The 15,867-nt window shown below is 67.3% G+C and carries 18 protein-coding genes and 1 pseudogene; 10 read left to right on the plus strand and 9 right to left on the minus strand.

All coding sequences use genetic code 11. The annotated features are described in order from the left end of the window. The 3 genes from CF70_RS38965 to CF70_RS15010 all read left to right on the plus strand — a co-directional run. Window positions 1–115: NAD(P)(+) transhydrogenase (Re/Si-specific) subunit beta (locus CF70_RS38965; RefSeq protein WP_200876753.1), on the plus strand; the 115-nt coding region annotated here is incomplete at its 5' end. A 56-nt stretch (window positions 116–171) separates the two neighbouring features. Continuing rightward, on the plus strand, window positions 172–957 hold the full coding sequence (locus CF70_RS15005; RefSeq protein WP_035865933.1) for an SDR family NAD(P)-dependent oxidoreductase: 786 nt from the start codon (window positions 172–174) through the stop codon (window positions 955–957). Between the two features lie 68 nt (window positions 958–1,025). After that, entirely contained in the window at window positions 1,026–2,117 is a 1,092-nt protein-coding gene (locus CF70_RS15010; protein ID WP_035865936.1) for a phosphotransferase family protein, read from the plus strand. A gap of 104 nt (window positions 2,118–2,221) precedes the next feature. Here CF70_RS15010 and CF70_RS15015 read toward each other — a convergent pair whose 3' ends face one another. Then, a complete protein-coding gene (locus CF70_RS15015; protein ID WP_200876754.1) occupies window positions 2,222–2,758 on the minus strand; it encodes a carboxymuconolactone decarboxylase family protein in 537 nt (178 codons plus the stop codon). Window positions 2,759–2,898: 140 nt separating this feature from the next. On the opposite strand from CF70_RS15015, the gene CF70_RS15020 reads away from it, so the two are divergent. Next, complete coding sequence (locus tag CF70_RS15020) at window positions 2,899–3,864, plus strand: AraC family transcriptional regulator (protein ID WP_035865943.1); 966 nt, start codon at window positions 2,899–2,901, stop codon at window positions 3,862–3,864. On the opposite strand, the gene CF70_RS15025 is transcribed toward CF70_RS15020, so the two are convergent. The 8 genes and pseudogenes from CF70_RS15025 to CF70_RS15055 all read right to left on the minus strand — a co-directional run bounded on the left by CF70_RS15025 (window position 3,861) and on the right by CF70_RS15055 (window position 10,202). Further along, window positions 3,861–4,799, minus strand: a complete 939-nt coding sequence (locus tag CF70_RS15025) for a 2-dehydropantoate 2-reductase (protein ID WP_035865946.1) — start codon at window positions 4,797–4,799, stop codon at window positions 3,861–3,863. The two genes, CF70_RS15020 and CF70_RS15025, sit on opposite strands and share 4 nt — an antisense overlap. A 45-nt stretch (window positions 4,800–4,844) precedes the next feature. Beyond that, window positions 4,845–5,351 (minus strand): winged helix-turn-helix transcriptional regulator, encoded by a 507-nt coding sequence (locus CF70_RS15030; RefSeq protein WP_035865948.1) that lies wholly within the window; start codon window positions 5,349–5,351, stop codon window positions 4,845–4,847. Window positions 5,352–5,444: 93 nt separating this feature from the next. Continuing rightward, window positions 5,445–6,529: thiolase family protein (locus tag CF70_RS15035; RefSeq protein WP_235185050.1), on the minus strand; the 1,085-nt coding region annotated here is incomplete at its 5' end. A gap of 1 nt (window position 6,530) precedes the next feature. Beyond that, window positions 6,531–6,649, minus strand: a pseudogene (locus CF70_RS37805) (acetyl-CoA C-acyltransferase); the annotation flags it as partial. Continuing rightward, window positions 6,649–6,879 carry a hypothetical protein gene (locus tag CF70_RS15040; protein WP_035865952.1) on the minus strand — a complete coding sequence of 77 codons (231 nt, stop codon included), beginning with the start codon at window positions 6,877–6,879 and terminating at the stop codon, window positions 6,649–6,651. The gene CF70_RS15040 and the pseudogene CF70_RS37805, both read right to left, overlap by 1 nt. 20 nt (window positions 6,880–6,899) lie before the next feature. Next, a complete protein-coding gene (locus CF70_RS15045; RefSeq protein WP_035865955.1) occupies window positions 6,900–8,531 on the minus strand; it encodes a DHA2 family efflux MFS transporter permease subunit in 1,632 nt (543 codons plus the stop codon). Then, complete coding sequence (locus tag CF70_RS15050) at window positions 8,528–9,637, minus strand: HlyD family secretion protein (protein ID WP_035865958.1); 1,110 nt, start codon at window positions 9,635–9,637, stop codon at window positions 8,528–8,530. The genes CF70_RS15045 and CF70_RS15050 overlap by 4 nt, the downstream gene beginning before the upstream one ends. A 31-nt stretch (window positions 9,638–9,668) precedes the next feature. Beyond that, on the minus strand, window positions 9,669–10,202 hold the full coding sequence (locus CF70_RS15055) for a winged helix-turn-helix transcriptional regulator (protein WP_035865961.1): 534 nt from the start codon (window positions 10,200–10,202) through the stop codon (window positions 9,669–9,671). A 140-nt stretch (window positions 10,203–10,342) separates the two neighbouring features. On the opposite strand from CF70_RS15055, the gene CF70_RS15060 reads away from it, so the two are divergent. The 6 genes from CF70_RS15060 (at window position 10,343) to CF70_RS15085 (ending at window position 15,837) form a co-directional block, all read left to right on the plus strand. Next, a complete protein-coding gene (locus tag CF70_RS15060) occupies window positions 10,343–11,836 on the plus strand; it encodes an efflux transporter outer membrane subunit (protein ID WP_081862186.1) in 1,494 nt (497 codons plus the stop codon). A gap of 249 nt (window positions 11,837–12,085) precedes the next feature. Beyond that, a complete protein-coding gene (locus tag CF70_RS15065) occupies window positions 12,086–12,811 on the plus strand; it encodes a GntR family transcriptional regulator (RefSeq protein WP_051648492.1) in 726 nt (241 codons plus the stop codon). A 98-nt stretch (window positions 12,812–12,909) separates the two neighbouring features. Then, the gene (locus CF70_RS15070; protein ID WP_035865964.1) at window positions 12,910–13,692 is read left to right on the plus strand and encodes a transporter substrate-binding domain-containing protein; all 783 of its coding nucleotides are present in this window, start codon (window positions 12,910–12,912) and stop codon (window positions 13,690–13,692) included. Between the two features lie 117 nt (window positions 13,693–13,809). Then, window positions 13,810–14,475: an amino acid ABC transporter permease gene (locus tag CF70_RS15075; RefSeq protein WP_035865967.1), complete on the plus strand. Its 666-nt coding sequence runs from the start codon at window positions 13,810–13,812 to the stop codon at window positions 14,473–14,475. Beyond that, a complete protein-coding gene (locus CF70_RS15080) occupies window positions 14,472–15,128 on the plus strand; it encodes an amino acid ABC transporter permease (protein WP_035865970.1) in 657 nt (218 codons plus the stop codon). Before CF70_RS15075 ends, CF70_RS15080 begins: the two co-directional genes overlap by 4 nt. Continuing rightward, window positions 15,109–15,837, plus strand: coding sequence for an amino acid ABC transporter ATP-binding protein (locus tag CF70_RS15085; protein WP_035865974.1), 729 nt, complete (start codon window positions 15,109–15,111; stop codon window positions 15,835–15,837). The genes CF70_RS15080 and CF70_RS15085 overlap by 20 nt, the downstream gene beginning before the upstream one ends. Window positions 15,838–15,867 lie beyond the last annotated feature (30 nt).

Genomic DNA, 15,867 nt, shown 5'->3' on the forward strand with positions numbered 1-15,867 from the left:
CTCGATGGCGGCGGGCTACGCGGGCCTGGATAACGAACTGTTCTACATGGACAAGACCATGATGGTGTTCGGCGACGCCAAGAAGGTGGTCGAAGACATGGGCAAGGCAGCCTGAGGCAGCTTTGGCCGGGCAACCCCGGCATCCATTCTGGAAATCAAAGGAGATCTTGCATGAAAGCGCATCCCGCCCCTAATCCGTTTGCCGACCTGGAGGGCAAGGTCGCGCTGGTGACAGGCGCATTCGGCGGCCTGGGCCGGCACTTCGCCCTGACCCTGGCGCGTGCCGGATGCCGGGTTGCACTGGCCGGACGGCGCGTCGGCGAAGGCGAGGCATTGCTTGCCGCGCTCCGCGAGGAAGGCGCTGAAGGCTGCGTGGTTCCGCTCGACGTCATGGACCCGGCCTCGGTGGCGTCGGCCTTCGCGGCCACGGCCAGCGCGTTGGGCACGGTCGACATCGTGGTCAACAGCGCAGGCATTGCTGTCACGCGTCCCGCCATCGAGGTGGCGGAGGACGAATGGCAGAGCGTGATCGACACCAACCTGAGCGGCGCGTGGCGGGTGGCACAGCATGCGGCGCAGATGATGCGCGATGGCGGCAAAGGCGGCAGCATCGTCAACATCGCCTCGATCCTTGGTATGCGCGTTGCCCAGCAAGTGCCCGCCTATACCGCGGCCAAGGCTGGACTGATTCACCTGACACGGTCGCTCGCGCTGGAATGGGCGCGGTATGGTATCCGCGTCAATGCGCTGGCACCGGGGTATTTCGAAACCGACATCAACCGGAGCTTTTTCGAGACCGATAGCGGCCAGGCACTGGTCAAACGGATCCCGCAACGCCGGCTTGGGCGGCCGGAGCAACTCGACGGCGCGCTGCTCCTGCTGGCATCGAGTGCTTCGGATTACATCACTGGCGCCGTATTGCCGGTGGATGGCGGGCACATGGTCAGCACGCTTTAGCCCGAAGCGAACGACACAACCAATCGAAGAGACCCCGTAGTGGATCGGGGCACAGGGAGACAGACACGATGACGCATGCCAGCGCGCAATGCGAGACCGCCCCGGCGGATAAACACCCACCGGATCTGGATTGCAACAGGCTGGCGGCCTTGCTGCACGGCCAGGGCCTGATCGAGCGGCCCTCGCTCACGGCGGAACGGCTGGCCGGCGGCCAGTCCAATCCCACCTATCGGATCTGGTGCGAAGGGCGGCAATATGTACTGCGCACCAAACCCCCCGGCAAGCTGTTGTCGTCCGCCCATGCCATTGACCGCGAATATCGCGTGATGCATGCACTGCGGGACAGCGAAGTGCCCGTCCCGCGACTGTTCCTCTACAGCGAGGATGTGTCGATCCTGGGCAGCCCCTTCTACGTCATGGAGTTCCTGCAAGGCAGGGTCATGTTCGACCAGTCGCTGCCCGGCCTGGCGCGTGAGGAACGCACGGCGATCTACCGGGAAATGAACCGGGTGATAGCGGCATTGCATCGAGTGGACTATCAACAGGCAGGTCTCGCCGACTATGGCAAAAGCGGAAACTACATCGCACGGCAAGTGAGCCGCTGGGCACGCCAGTGCCAGGACACCGGCACGGACGGCAATACCGCGCTGGAGGCCCTGGCCGACTGGCTTCCGCGCCATCTTCCGCCGGAACACCAGACCAGCCTTGTCCACGGCGACTTCCGCATGGACAACCTGCTCTTTCATCCAACCGAGCCGCGCGTACTCGGTGTCCTGGATTGGGAATTATCGACGCTGGGCCACCCGGTGGCCGACCTTGCCTACCAGTGCATGGGCTGGCATATCCCGGCATCGCTCTGGCGCGGCATTGGCGGACTGGACCTGCACGACCTGGGCATTCCGGACGAGGCCACCTACATTCGGTGGTATGGCGATGCCAACGGCATGCAGGAGATGGAACATTGGGACTTCTACCTCGCCTATAACTTCTTCAGGCTGGCCGCCATCATGAACGGCATTGCGCGGCGCGCGGAAGGCGGCAATGCGGCGGCCGCGGATGCGCTGGAAACCGGCCGCAAGGCAAGGCCGCTTGCAGAACTGGGCTGGGAATATGCGACCCGCTACGGGGCAACGCGGTCAGGCGGCGGCAAGTGCGCCTGAAGCGTCGTTTGCCCGGCGCATGAAGCGGCCTGATGGTGCCAGCCCGCTTGCAGGCCAGCGGGTAGCCGGGCGCTTCGCCCGGCCAGCCCCGGCTGGCCTCCCCCTCACGCCACCTTCGGGAAATCCACCACGGTATCGTTGACGCGATTGACCATATTGGTGAACAGGATCGCACTGACCGCCTGGATGGCCTCGATGATCTGGCGGTCGGTATAGCCGGCTTCGCGCACATTGGCGACAGCGCTGGCGGGCAACGTGCCGGCGGTCTTCACCAGGGCCAGCGCAAAGCGGACCAGGGCGTCGATCCTGCTGTCTTCCGGGTAGCTGCCGGCGCGCAGTTCGCGTGTCTGCTCCGCGCTGTAGCCCGCCATCTTGCCGGTCATGGTGTGCGCGGCGACACAGTAATCACAAGCCGAGGCTTCGCTGACAGAGAGATTGATGGCCTCCAGTTCGCGGGCGCTGAGGGTGGAGTTCTTCAGCAACGCCCCGGTTTGCAGCACGTTGGCAAGCACCTCGGGGGCATTGCTGCCGATAACCAGATAGGCGTTGGGCACCTTGCCGACGGCACCCTTGATCGCGGCGAACAACTGGGCGGTCTGGCCGGTGGCTTCAGTGGCGTTGATGGTGTGAAGACGGGACATGATGGACTCCGGTTAGTTTGGTCGATGGATCGCGCCGTGTTTATTGCGCTGCTTCCATGGACTGAAGTCTAGGCTTCCATCTTGTTATTTACCGCATACAATAGTCGCAATCTCTTGCTCCATCGTCTCAACATCCCGTCATGGACGCCTTGACCGAACTGGTGCGCATGCTGGCTCCCGCCGGCACCGTGGACCTGCACTGCCACTTCGCCGGCAACTGGCGCGTGGACAACGCGGCGGCGCCGCCCGGGCACCTTCCCTATCACATCATCCTGGGCGGGCAGGCGCGCGCGCTGGTGGAGCAGGACGCGATCGCACTTGGCGCGGGCGATGTGCTGCTGTTTCCCCATGGCACCGCGCACACGCTGCGCAGCCTGCCGGACGGCGCAGCGCCCGCCGGCGTGGACATGCCGGCCCACCGGACGCGCTTCAACGGCTTGCTGACGGAAGTGACGGTGCCGGGCGACGAGCGTCCGCTGGATATGTTGTGCGGCACCTTTGTGCTGGGCTTGCCGGGCACCATGCTGTTGCGCAACCTGCCGCCCGTGCTGCGCATCGCCACCGCCGAACGCGCGGATTGCGCCTGGCTGGATGCCTTGATCGGCATGATGCGCAACGAAGCCCAGGCACCCGAGCCCGGCGGCATGGCGGTCATCGCGCAGCTTTCCACCGCCTTGCTGACCTTGCTGCTGCGCGCCCTGATCGCCCAGGGCGGGGTCACGCACAGCCTGCTGGCGCTGATGGCCGATGCACGCATGTCCAGGGCGATCGATGCCGTGCTGCGCGCACCCGCCGGGCCGTGGTCGGTGGCGTCGCTGGCCGAGACATGCAATATGTCGCGGGCGACCTTTGCCCGGCGCTTTACGCAACTCAGCGGCGAGACGCCGCTGCAGCTGGTCACCACCTTGCGCATGGAAATGGCCGCCCGCCTGCTGACACAAGACCGCGATTCCGCGGCCAGCATCGGCGAGCATTGCGGCTATGCCTCCGAGGCGGCATTCGGGCGGGCCTTCAAGGCGTATTTCGGCATGGGGCCAGGCGCGTTCCGGCGCGAGGCGCGGGAACGCCGCGCAGCCGCCGCCGTGGCGGCGGATACCAGGAGCTAGGCGGCGGCACGCCGGGCCTCGTAGACCTGCAGGTGGGCATAGGCGATGCGCGCCAGCGGCGCGTCATGTCCCAGCCGCGCGGCGCGCTGCGCCATGTCGCCGACGATGTCCAACGCCTCCAGGCGGGGCGCGCCTTGCGCGATGTCGCGCATCATCGAAGCGGCCCACGTCGAGGTCTCGTCCAGCAGCCGCGCGGCCATCGCATCGGCCACCGGCTCGGGCAAGGCATGCCCGGACAAGCGCGCCACCGCCGCGCACTCGTCCATGGCCTGGCGCATCAGCGCCCGTCCGTCGGCCGTCCTGACGATCTCGCCGACGGTGCCGCGCATCAGGCACGTCATCAGCGCACCGGCCGAGATCATCACCCATTTGTTCCACAGCGCCTGGTCGATCGCCGGCGACAGTTCGCGCGCGCCAGGCGTGCTCGCGGCGAGTGCATGAAATGCGCCGGCCAGCGCTTGCGCCGGTTCGGCACGGGCGCCCACGACGAGTCTGTCGAGCGCCCCCTGGTGCACCACCGCGCCCGCAGCGTCCAGCGTGGTCGCGATGTAAGAGACACCGCCGAGCACCCTTTCCCGGCCGTAGCGCGCATCCAGCGTCTCATATGCGCGCAGGCCATTGACCAGAGGCAGGATCGCCGCGCCCTTGCCGTGGGTGCCGTCCAGCGCCGGGTCCAGCGCTTGCATCGCGCTGGCCAGGTCGTAGGTCTTGCAGGCCAGCAGGACGAGGTCGTAGTCCGCCCTGACGTCACCGGAGAGCACGGTCTTTACGGCAGTATGGATATCGCCAAGCTCGCTGCGCACGACCAGGCCGTCCCTGGCCAGCACCTCGGCGCGCCGTGGCCGCACCAGGAACGTGACATCGGCGCCCGCCTGCATCAGCCGTCCGCCGTAGTAACCGCCCATGGCGCCAGCGCCCAGGACCAGAATCTTCATGACGTTCCCCGCTTCGATGGATGGGTTGGTGTAACAAAAAACTGGCTATGAGGCGTCGCCCGACAAGAAGCCGGCAGCAGATTCGAGCCGCCGGCGCATGCCGTCTCCGGCGGCGGGGCCGGGCACCAGCGCGTGCCGCGCGAAACTCAGCCGTTCCCCCGTGCCGGCGTCCACCAGCACCGGTTCGACGACCTTGCCGGTTTCCTTGTCGAGCAACTCCACGCTGGGGCCTTCCGGCGCGAAGTGCTTATTGCCCCAGGCCAGCATGGCCAGCAGCACGGGCAGGAAATCGCGCCCGCACTGGGTCAGGACATACTCGTAGCGCGGCGGCTTCTCGGAGTACTGGCGGCGCTCCAGCAAACCCTCCTCCACCAGCGCGGTCAGGCGGCGCGTGAGCATGTTGGGCGCGATATCCAGGTTCTTCTGGAAGTCGTCGAAACGCCGTGCGCCATAGAACGCCTCGCGCATCAGCAGCATGCTCCACCACTCGCCAACCCGTTCCAGGCCACGGGCGATGGGGCATTGCATGTTCCTGAAGGTCTTTCTTTGCATGGTCGAGGGCTCCAATCCGGCATCTTGATACTTTCAACATGATAGCTGGATTGAAATGTCCCGATGCCGGAAAACCCGCCCTGCCAGTGCTGCTTAATCCAGGACTTCGAGCGCCAGCGCGATGCCCTGCCCACCCCCGATGCACAGCGTCACGATGCCCCTGCGTATCCCATCCGCGCGCATCGAATAGAGCAGGCGCGTGGTCAGCACCGCGCCGGTCGCGCCGATCGGGTGGCCATGCGCGATGGCGCCGCCATCCACGTTGATGATGTCGAGCGGCAGCCCGAGTTCGCCCGCGACCGCCAGCGGCACCGCCGCGAAGGCCTCATTGATCTCGATCCGCCCGATATCGCCCAGCGTCCATTGCGCGCGCCGCAGCGCCTGGCGCACGGCGGGCACGGGGCCAAGGCCGAACAGACCCGGCTCGACCGCGCCGACGCCGTAGGCCACCAGCCGCGCCATCGGTGCCAGGCCCTGGCTCTCGGCCAGGGTGCGTTCGGCGACGAGCATGGCAGCCGCGCCGCTATTGAGCCCCGGCGCATTGCCCGCGGTGATGGTGCCATCCTTGCGGAACGCGGGGCGAAGCTTGCTGAGAATCTCGAATGTGGTGTCCGGCCGGTTTGCCTCGTCCACGCTGAACATCGCCGTCCCGCCCTTCGCCTTCACCGGAACGCCAACGATCTGCTCCACGAAACGGCCTTGTTCCTGCGCGTGGGCAAAGCGGCTCTGCGAGCGCTCCGCCCAGCGGTCCTGTTCATCGCGGCCAATCTTGTTGCGGGTCACCAGATCCTCGGTATGCCAGCCCGAGTGCTCGCCCGAGAAGGCATCCACCAGCCCGTCGCGCAGCATGCTGTCCTGCAGCACCGCGTCGCCCATGCGGCTGCCCCAGCGGCCGGCGGGCATCAGGTAGGGAGCCTGGTCCATGTTCTCCATGCCGCCGGCAACCGCTGCATCGACATGGCCAAGCCAGATTTCATCGGCGGCGCTGGCGATGGCCTGCGCGCCGGACCCGCACACGCGGTTGACGGTCATCGCGGGCAACGACACCGGCAGGCCCGCGCCGATGGCGGCCTGCCGCGCCGGATTCATCCGGTTGCCCGCCTGGATCACATTGCCGAACACCACGCTGCCGATCCGCTCCGGGTCCAGCCCGGAGCGGCGGACCGTCTCGCGGGTGGNACCGTCTCGCGGATGACGGCTGCCCCCAGCTCGGTCGCCGGCGTGGCCTTGAGCGAACCGTTATAGGCGCCTATGGCGGTGCGAACGGGGTGGCATAACACGACTTCCCTGGTTTTCATCACAGACTCCCTGGCTTGGTGGACGAGGATGGCCGCGCGGCCGCGGACCATTCGGCTTGGGCTTCGCCGGCGGGAACACCGCGCGGCGCCTTGCAGTAGCGGTTATCGGCACGGGCGCATCCCACGCCGCTGTCGCGCGGGCGCTCCGTAGCCGCATGGACGGGCTGGGCCGCCATGCCGGCAAGCAGCGCGGCGCTGGCTAGGGCGCTGGCTAAAATGGCTTTCATCATGCATCTCCCGATTGAAGGTCTCAATGCGCGTCGGCCGACGGCGCTTTCGGCGGCGCCACCTTGCGCATCAGCGGCACCATCGCGGTGGTGACGACAAAGCAGACCATGATGACCACGAAGGCATCGCCGAAGGTCTGCGTCTGCGCCTCGCGCCACGCCAGCGCCCATAGTTGCCTGAGCGCCGCGCTCTGCGAGTCGGTGGTGTCGTGGCCCCACGCGGCCAGATTGCTGCCTACTGCCTGCAGCAGCGCACCCATCGCTTCGTTGCCGTAGTTCAGGTGTTCGGCGATACGCTGGAAATGCAGGTTGGTGCGGTCGTTCAGAATCGTGGCGCAACTGGCGATGCCGATCGCGCCGCCCAGGTTGCGCATCAGGTTGAACAGGCCGGATGCCAGCTTGAGCCGCTCCGGCGACAGCGCCCCGAGCGTGAGCGTGACCGCCGGCGCCACCGCGAACTGCTGCGCCATGCCGCGAAACGCCTGCGGCAGCAGCAATTCCTGCGCGCCCCAGTCATGCGTGATGGGCGCGAACTGCCACATCGAAAACGCAAAGCAGCCCAGCCCGAACATCATCAGCCAGCGCAAGTCCACACGGTTGGCGAAGAAGGCGTACACGGGAATCGACATGACCTGGAACACGCCGGTGGAAAACACCGCCAGCCCGATCTGCAACGCGCTGAAGCCGCGCACGCGGCCGAGGAACAGCGGCGTGAGATAGATGGTGGCGAAAATGCCCACGCCGGCCATGAAGGAAAAGAAGCAGCCCAGCGCGAAGTTGCGGTCCTTGAGCGCGCGCAAATCCACCACCGGCTGCGCATAGGTCAGGCTGCGCCAGACAAAACCCACGCCCGCGATGCCCGAGATCCAGGCCGTGGCGCGAATCGCGTCGTCGCCGAACCAGTCCCAGCGCGGGCCTTCCTCCAGCGTGTATTGCAGGCAGCCGAGGAACAGCGCCATCAAGGTCATGCCGAGGTAGTCGGCGCCGCGTATCAGGGACCAGTTGGGCCGGTCCACACGCACCAGCATGGGCACGGCTACGGTGACGAAGATACCGGGAACCAGGTTGATGAAGAACAGCCAGTGCCAGGAGTAGTGGTCGGTGATCCAGCCGCCCACGGTGGGTCCGAGCGTAGGCGCCAGCGAAGCCAGGGCCCCGATGGTGGCGGCGGCGATGACGCGCTGCTTGCCGCCGAAGAACGCAAAGGCGGTGGTGAACACCAGTGGGATCATCGAGCCGCCCAGGAAGCCCTGCATGGCGCGAAAGGCGATCATGCTCTGGATGTTCCAGGCAATGCCGCACAGCAGGCTGGTCAGCGTGAAGCCGGCCGCCGACACGGCAAACAGCCAGCGCGTGGACATTACCCGCGACAGCCAGCCCGACAACGGGATGACGATGATCTCGGCGATCAGGTAGCTGGTCTGCACCCACACGGTTTCATCGGTGCCGGCCGAGAGCCCGCCGCCGATATCGCGCAGCGAGGCCGAGACGATCTGGATATCCAGCAAGGCGATAAACATGCCCACGCACATGGTGGCGAAGGCGAACACCTTGGCGGCCGTGGTCATGGAGGCCGCGGAAAATGCCGGGGGTGAAGGCTTGGTCTCGGCCGGCTGCGCGCCCTGCCCGGGCGCGGCAAGGACGCCGGTGCTCATGGCTGCACCTGCGCATCCGCGCGGGAATCGACTTCCGCGACCACGGACAGGCCGGGCCGGAGCATGGCCAGCGTCGCCTCGTTCTCCTCCAGCATGATGCGCACCGGCACGCGCTGGACAATCTTGGTGAAGTTGCCGGTGGCGTTCTCCGGCGGCAGCACGCTGAACTGCGCGCCGGTGGCCGGCGCCAGGCTGGTTACGCGGCCGTGGAAAACACGCCCCGGCAGCACATCGGCCTCCACGGTGGCGCGCATGCCCGGCCGCAGATGCGCAAGCTGCCCTTCCTTGAAGTTGGCATCGACCCACAGGCCGCGCGCCGGCACGATCGAGAGCAATTGCGTGCCGCCGGCGGCGTAGGCGCCCACGCGGGCGCGGCGGTTGCCGACAGTGCCGTCGATGGGCGCTCGCAACTCCGTGTAGCCAAGGTTCAGTTTGGCGATATCGCGCTCCGCGGTGGCCTGCGCGAGCGCCGCCTGGGCCTGCAGCTTCTGCGTGGCGATCACGTCGACCTGGCGCTGCGCGGCGAGCAGGCTGGCCTGCGCCTTCTGCGTGTTGGCCAGCGACTGCTTGTAATCGGAGTCTGCCTTTTGCGAGCTCTGGATCGATACGGCCGACTTGGCCGCCAGGCTCTGGTAACGGGCCTGGTCGTCGCGGGCTCGCGCGGTGTCGGCATCCACCGCCGTCACCGCCGCCCGGGCCTGGCTGATCACGGCCTCCTGCAGGGACCGGGTGGCGTCGAGATTGGCCAGCAGCGCCTGCTGGGCCGCCACCGCGCCTTCCGCCTTGGCCAGCGCGGCGCGGTAGTCGCGATCGTCGATGCGCGCCAGCAAGTCGCCTGCGTGCACCTGCTGGTTGTCGGTCACCGTGACTTCGGCCAGGTAGCCCGGCACCTTCGGCGCGATCACCGTCACCTCCCCGCCCACATAGGCATCGTCGGTGCTTTGCAGGAAACGGCCGTGCGACCACCAGTGCTGGCCGAAAGCCGCGGCGCCCAGGCCGGCGGCAACGAGCGCGCCGGTTATCAGCAGGCGCCTGGGGCTGAGCCGGGGTTTAGAGACGGGAACGGGCTCCGAGCCAGCACGCTCGGCGGCGATGTCGCTTGTCATGACGCTTCCTCTTGCTTTCGTATTGACGCTTTCAGATGTGGCCCGCTGCGGGCGGGACGTTCGGGGTGGCGGCCGCACGCGCGGCTGCCGATTTGTGAAGCTTGGCGCGCAAGCGCTCGCTGGCGGCCGGTCCGGGCACGACCATGTGATCCGCTTCGGTAATGGGTTGCCCGGTCGCCGCATCCACCAGGACCGGCGTCACGGTGGCGCCGGTATGCCGGTCCACCAGTTGCACGCTCTCGCCCTCGGGCGAGAAGTGGCGGTTGCCCCAGGCCAGCAACGCCAGCATCACCGGCCGGAATTCGCGGCCCCGCGCGGTCAGCAGGTATTCGAAGCGCGGCGGCCGCTCGCAATACTGGCGCCGCTCCAGCAGGTCCTCGCGCACCAGCGTCTCCAGGCGGCGGGCCAGCATGTTGGGCGCGATGCCCAGTTGCTTCTGGAAGTCGTCGAAGCGGCTCGCGCCATAGAACGCTTCGCGCAGGATCAGGATGCTCCACGGCTCGCCCACCCGCGCCAGGCTGCGGGCGATGGGACAAGGCGCATTGTCGAGCGGCTTTTTCTGCATGTTCGCGACCTCCGGAAATCAGGTTGCTATCAAGATGAAAGTTAGTATAGAGTTGTTAATATCATCATGCAAGTAACTTGTTAAACAAAGTCTTTGCGGCGGCGGACACGCCGCTTCCGGAATAACTGAAGGAGATGGAAATGCGTCGTACCCCGCCCCGCACCGAAACCGCCCCGGCGCATCCGCGCATCCGCACGCTTGCGACCCGGGCCACGGCACTCGCAGCGGCAACGCTGGCAGCGGTGGGCCTGGCTGCCTGCGCGGCGGTAGGCCCGGATTACCGGGTGCCCGCCACCGACACGGCGGCAAGCTACCCGCATGCCGATACGCTGGCCGCGCGCGAAGCGCAACGGCCCGCCCCCGCGCTGGATAGCTGGTGGACGGGCTTTGACGATCCCGCGCTGACGCGCATCGTCCAGCGCGCGCTGGACCAGAACCTGGACCTGGCCGCCGCGTTGGCCCGCGTGCAGCAGGCGCGCGCCGTTGCCGCCGAGGCCGGCGCGCAGTTGCTGCCGCAGGGCAGCCTGTCGGCGCAGGCAGTCAAGGAACGGCAATCGCTGGAAAGCCCGCTGGGCAAGATCGGCAGCCAGTTCCCGGGCTACAACCGGAATTTCGCGCTCTACGATGTGGGCGCCGGCGCAAGCTGGGAGATCGATTTGTTCGGCGGCCTGCGGCGTGGCGCGGAAGCGGCCGACGCCGAAGCGCAGGCCGCGCAGGCCGACCAGCTCGGGGTGCGCATCTCGGTCGCGGCCGAAGCGGCCGATGCCTATTTCCGGGTGCGCGGCGCGCAGCAGCGCATCGCCATTGCGCAGGACCAGGTCGCGACCAACGCCCGGCTGTTGGAGCTGGTGCGCCTGCGCTTGCGCGACGGCCTGTCGTCCAGCCGCGAAGTGGCCCAGGCGGAAGCGCTGGTGGCTCAGGCGCGCGTGACCATCCCGCCGCTGCGCATCGAGCTGCAAACCCAGTTGAACCGGCTCGATGTGCTGATGGGCGCCCAGCCCGGCACCTACGCCGCGGAGCTTGGCCCGCTGCAGGAGGGCGTGGCGGTGCCAGCCATCTCCGTGGCCCAGGGGCCCGCCGACCTGCTGCGCCGCCGCCCGGACGTGATCGCCGCAGAACGCAGGCTGGCGGCCAGCAGCGCCCGCATCGGGGCGGCCACCGCCGAGTACTATCCCAAGCTGTCGTTGTCGGCCCTGCTCGGCTTCGAGAGCCTGAGCGCCGGCAAGCTGTTTTCCGCTGCAGCGTTCCAGCCGCTGGCGGCGGCCGGTTTGCGCTGGCGCCTGTTCGATTTCGGCCGCGTCGATGCCGAGGTGGCGCAGGCCAAGGGCGCCAATGCCGAAGCGCTGGTCAATTACCGCAAGGCCATGTTGCGCGCCACGGAAGACGTGGAGAACGCCATCGTCACCCTCACCGAACTGGAGTCGCAAGGCAAGGAACTGTCCACCGAGATCGATGCCCACGTGCGGGCGCGTGGCGCCTCCGAAGACGCCTACAAGGGTGGTGCCGTCAGCCTGTTCGAGGTGCTGGACGAGGAGCGCCAGTTGCTGGCCGCGCGCGACCAGCAGGCCCGCGTGCATGCCGACAACGCGCGCGCCGCAGTGGCCACGTTCCGCGCCCTTGGCGGCGGCTGGTGACAAGCGTGGCTGGTGCTGGCGGGGCTAATCCGCAGGCACCGCCACCGCGGCCGCGAAAGGAGCGGTCGATCTTCAGGATATCCAGAGGGAACAGACATCCGCGCACCATTCGCGTGCCGCCGCACTCACCCGGCACACAGGCGCGCACAACTGGTGCGTGCGCCGTGCCGTTGACCGGCCTATTGCGTACAAAACATGCGCACCACGCTTGTATATCAGGCTGGCATACCTCTTGCCTCATAGCCTGCCATGACCTTCTCCATCCCATCCTTTACCGATGCCCCCGGCCCCATGCGCGGCAGCACATCCGCCGGGATCGCCGAGCGCATCACGCAATCGGTCCTGGCCCAGCGGCTGGCCCCCGGCACCCGGCTGGGCGAGCAGGCGCTGGCGGGACTGTTCGGCGTTAGCCGGACCCTGGTGCGCGAAGCGCTGACGCGGCTGGCGGCACGCGGCATCGTCACGGTGTCGGCCCGGCGCGGCTGGTTCGTGATCGAGCCATCCCGGCAGGAGGCCAGCCAGGCGTTTGCCGCGCGGCGCGCGATCGAACTGGGCTTGCTGCGCTATGCGGCACCGGTCTCGGCGGCTGCCATTGACCGGCTGCAAGCGCATGTGGCGCAGGAACAGCGCGCGCTGCGCGGCGACGACACCGCCCTGCGCAGCTACCTGCTGGGCGACTTCCATGTGTGCCTGGGCGAGTGCGTGGGCAATGTGCTGCTGGCCGACACGCTGCGCGACCTGACCGCGCGCACCACGCTGATCGCCATGCGCTACCAGTCCAGCCACCAGGCCAACGAATCCTGCGCCGAGCATGTGCGGATCGTGGCGGCGCTGGCCCGGGGCGACACGGAACGCGCCATTGCACTGATGGATGCGCATCTCGGCCACGTGGAGGCTGGCCTCAGCGCCGCCACGCCGGAAGTCCCACCCGATCCGCTTCGCCAGGCGCTGCGCCCGCTGGGGCCGCGCCCCTGAAGCATCGACTCTCGTTCGTACCCCGCCAACCTCATCACCTGATCACCTGATCGCCTAACCGCCTAATCGCCTCAACGGCAAGCTTGCAAGGACCCTTTATGAAACTCTCGAAACTCCTCCTCGGCCTCGGTGCCGCCGCCCTCGCCTTCTCGATGCAGACCGCCGGCGCCGAAGCGCTCGATGACGTGATCAAGGCCGGCGTGCTCAAGGTCGCGGTACCGCAGGACTTCCCGCCGTTCGGCTCGGTCAACGCCGAGATGAAGCCGCAAGGGCTGGACATCGACGTGGCGGCGCTGATCGCCAAAAAGATGGGGGTGAAACTGGAACTGGTGCCGGTGACCAGCACCAACCGCGTGCCCTACCTGCAGACAAAGAAGGTGGACCTGGTGATCTCCAGCATGGGCAAGAACCCCGAGCGCGAGAAGGCCATCGACTTCAGCGAAGCCTATGCGCCGTTCTATAACGGCGTGTTCGGCCCGGCCGACCAGAAAGTGACCGCCGCCGCCGACCTGGCCGGCAAGACCGTCGGCGTGACGCGCGGGGCTGTCGAGGACCTGGAGCTGAGCAAGATCGCGCCACCCACCGCCACCATCAAGCGCTACGAAGACAACAACGGCACCATCAGCGCCTTTCTGTCCGGCCAGGTGCAACTGGTGGCGACGGGCAACGTGGTCGCGGCCGCCATCCTCGCCAGGAACCCGCCCAAGAAGCCGGAGCCCAAGTTCCTGATCAAGAACTCGCCTTGCTTCATCGGCCTGAACAAGGGCGAACCCAAGCTGCAGGCCAAGGTCAACGCGATCCTGGCGGACGTGAAGAAGGACGGGGAACTCAATGCGCTGACGGTGAAGTGGCTGGGCATGCCGCTGCCGGCCACGCTTTGATACCGATGCCCTGAAACGGAAAGCCGCGCCGGACGGACGACCGCTCCGGCACGGTGTACAGCGCCAGCCTCGCGCGCATGCGCGCACCCGCGGCGCGCCCCCAACGAAGGCACTCGCATGTCCTATCAATTCGATTTCCTTTCAGCCTTCGACTATGCCAGCGTGTTCGCGCACGGCATCGCCGTGACTGCTGAACTCACCGTCGTGGGCGGCGTGCTGGGGGTAGCCCTTGGCATTGCCTGTGCCTGGGCGCGCACCCAGGGCCCGGCCTGGCTGGCGGCCATCGCGGGAGGCTATGTGGAGCTGATCCGCAATACGCCTTTCCTGGTCCAGCTGTTCTTTATCTTCTTCGGCCTGCCGAGCGCGGGCGTGCAACTGGGCGAAATGCAGGCCGCCATCCTGGCCATGGTGATCAACCTCGGCGCCTACAGCGCGGAGATTGTCCGCGCCGGCATCGCGGCCGTGCCGCGCGGCCAGCTGGAGGCAGGCGCGAGCCTGGCGATGGCGCCCTTCCAGGTGTTCCGCCACGTGGTGCTGCGCCCGGCCCTGAAGAAGATCTGGCCTGCGCTCTCCAGCCAGGTGGTGATCGTCATGCTGGGCTCGGCGGTGTGCTCGCAGATCGCCGCCGAGGACCTGACCTTTGCCGCCAACTTCGTCCAGGGGCGGAATTTCCGGGCCTTCGAGGTCTACCTGCTGACCACCGCCATCTACCTGCTGCTTGCCATCGGCCTGCGCCAGGTACTGCGCGGCGTCGGCGGCATGCTGTTCCGGAGGGCGTCATGACCGAATTCTCAAGCTGGGACATCCTGCGCAACCTGCTGCTGGCGGCCCGCTGGACGGTGGTGCTGTCGCTGGTGGCCTTCGCCGGCGGCGCCGTGACCGGGCTGCTGGTACTGCTGATGCGCATCAGCCGCCGCGCGCCGCTGCGCCGCGCGGCCTGGGGCTTTATCGAGGTCTTCCAGGGCACGCCGCTGCTGATGCAGCTGTTCCTCGCCTTCTTCGGGCTGGCGCTGTTCGGCGTGGAGATCCCGGCCTGGCTGGCCGCCGGGCTGGCGCTGTCGCTCTGGTCGGGCGCTTACCTGGCGGAGATCTGGCGCGGCTGCGTGGAGGCCATCCCCAAGGGCCAGTGGGAAGCCGCCGGCTGCCTCTCGCTGGGGCATCTGCAGCAGATGCGCTACGTGATCCTGCCACAGGCGCTGCGCATCGCCGTCGCGCCCACCGTGGGCTTCGTGGTGCAGATCATCAAGGGCACGGCGCTGGCGTCCATCATCGGTTTTGTCGAACTGTCCAAGGCCGGCACGGTGATCACCAACGCCACCTTCAGCCCTTTTACCGTCTATGCGCTGGTCGCGCTGATCTACTTCGCGCTGTGCTGGCCGCTATCCCGCTACAGCCGTTATCTGGAAAGGAAGCTCAATGTCGCTCATCGCCATTGAAAACGTAAAGAAGCGCTTTGGCGCCAACGAAGTGCTCAAAGGCATCGACCTGAAGGTGGAGCCGGGCGAGGTGATCGCCATCATCGGCAAGAGCGGTTCGGGCAAGAGCACGCTGCTGCGCTGCATCAACGGCCTGGAGAGCATTGACGAAGGCAATATCACCGTGGCCGGCGCCAAGCTGGGCAACAGCGAGCTTGAGCTGCGCGCGCTGCGGCGCAAGGTGGGCATGATCTTCCAGCAGTTCAACCTGTTCCCGCATCTGAGCGCGGGACGCAACGTGATGCTGGCGCCGACCGTGGCGGCCGGCGTCAGCGAGTCCGCGGCGCTGGCCCGCGCGCGCGAGTGCCTGGCCAAGGTGGCGCTGGGGGAGAAGTTCGATAGCTATCCGGACCAGCTTTCCGGCGGGCAGCAGCAGCGCGTGGCGATCGCGCGGGCACTGGCCATGCAGCCGCGCGCGCTGCTGTGCGATGAGATTACCTCGGCGCTGGACCCGGAACTGGTGATGGAGGTGTTGAACGTGGTACGTCAACTGGCGCGCGAAGGGATGACGCTGCTGATGGTGACGCACGAAATGCGGTTTGCGCGGGAGGTGTGTAACCGCGTGGTGTTCATGCACCAGGGGCGCGTGCATGAAATCGGGCCGCCGGAAGAGATCTTCGCCAATCCGGCCACGCCCGAGCTGCAGCAATTCCTGGGCATGGCGGCCTGACATCCGCCGGCCGGGGAACCCCCCCGCCGC

It is taken from the genome of Cupriavidus sp. SK-3, assembly GCF_000611145.1.
Classification (GTDB): Bacteria; Pseudomonadota; Gammaproteobacteria; order Burkholderiales; family Burkholderiaceae; genus Cupriavidus.

Excerpts from the sequence above, each read along its gene's own strand:
- CF70_RS15085 (WP_035865974.1), top strand. The coding sequence starts at position 15,109 with ATGTCGCTCATCGCCATTGAAAACGTAAAGAAGCGCTTTGGCGCCAAC.
- CF70_RS15065 (WP_051648492.1), top strand. The coding sequence starts at position 12,086 with ATGACCTTCTCCATCCCATCCTTTACCGATGCCCCCGGCCCCATGCGC.
- CF70_RS15025 (WP_035865946.1), bottom strand. The coding sequence starts at position 4,799 with ATGAAGATTCTGGTCCTGGGCGCTGGCGCCATGGGCGGTTACTACGGC.
- CF70_RS15040 (WP_035865952.1), bottom strand. The coding sequence starts at position 6,879 with ATGATGAAAGCCATTTTAGCCAGCGCCCTAGCCAGCGCCGCGCTGCTT.
- CF70_RS15045 (WP_035865955.1), bottom strand. The coding sequence starts at position 8,531 with ATGAGCACCGGCGTCCTTGCCGCGCCCGGGCAGGGCGCGCAGCCGGCC.
- CF70_RS15020 (WP_035865943.1), top strand. The coding sequence starts at position 2,899 with ATGGACGCCTTGACCGAACTGGTGCGCATGCTGGCTCCCGCCGGCACC.
- CF70_RS15030 (WP_035865948.1), bottom strand. The coding sequence starts at position 5,351 with ATGCAAAGAAAGACCTTCAGGAACATGCAATGCCCCATCGCCCGTGGC.
- CF70_RS15015 (WP_200876754.1), bottom strand. The coding sequence starts at position 2,758 with ATGTCCCGTCTTCACACCATCAACGCCACTGAAGCCACCGGCCAGACC.
- CF70_RS15075 (WP_035865967.1), top strand. The coding sequence starts at position 13,810 with ATGTCCTATCAATTCGATTTCCTTTCAGCCTTCGACTATGCCAGCGTG.
- CF70_RS15080 (WP_035865970.1), top strand. The coding sequence starts at position 14,472 with ATGACCGAATTCTCAAGCTGGGACATCCTGCGCAACCTGCTGCTGGCG.
- CF70_RS15005 (WP_035865933.1), top strand. The coding sequence starts at position 172 with ATGAAAGCGCATCCCGCCCCTAATCCGTTTGCCGACCTGGAGGGCAAG.
- CF70_RS15010 (WP_035865936.1), top strand. The coding sequence starts at position 1,026 with ATGACGCATGCCAGCGCGCAATGCGAGACCGCCCCGGCGGATAAACAC.
- CF70_RS15050 (WP_035865958.1), bottom strand. The coding sequence starts at position 9,637 with ATGACAAGCGACATCGCCGCCGAGCGTGCTGGCTCGGAGCCCGTTCCC.
- CF70_RS15055 (WP_035865961.1), bottom strand. The coding sequence starts at position 10,202 with ATGCAGAAAAAGCCGCTCGACAATGCGCCTTGTCCCATCGCCCGCAGC.
- CF70_RS15060 (WP_081862186.1), top strand. The coding sequence starts at position 10,343 with ATGCGTCGTACCCCGCCCCGCACCGAAACCGCCCCGGCGCATCCGCGC.
- CF70_RS15070 (WP_035865964.1), top strand. The coding sequence starts at position 12,910 with ATGAAACTCTCGAAACTCCTCCTCGGCCTCGGTGCCGCCGCCCTCGCC.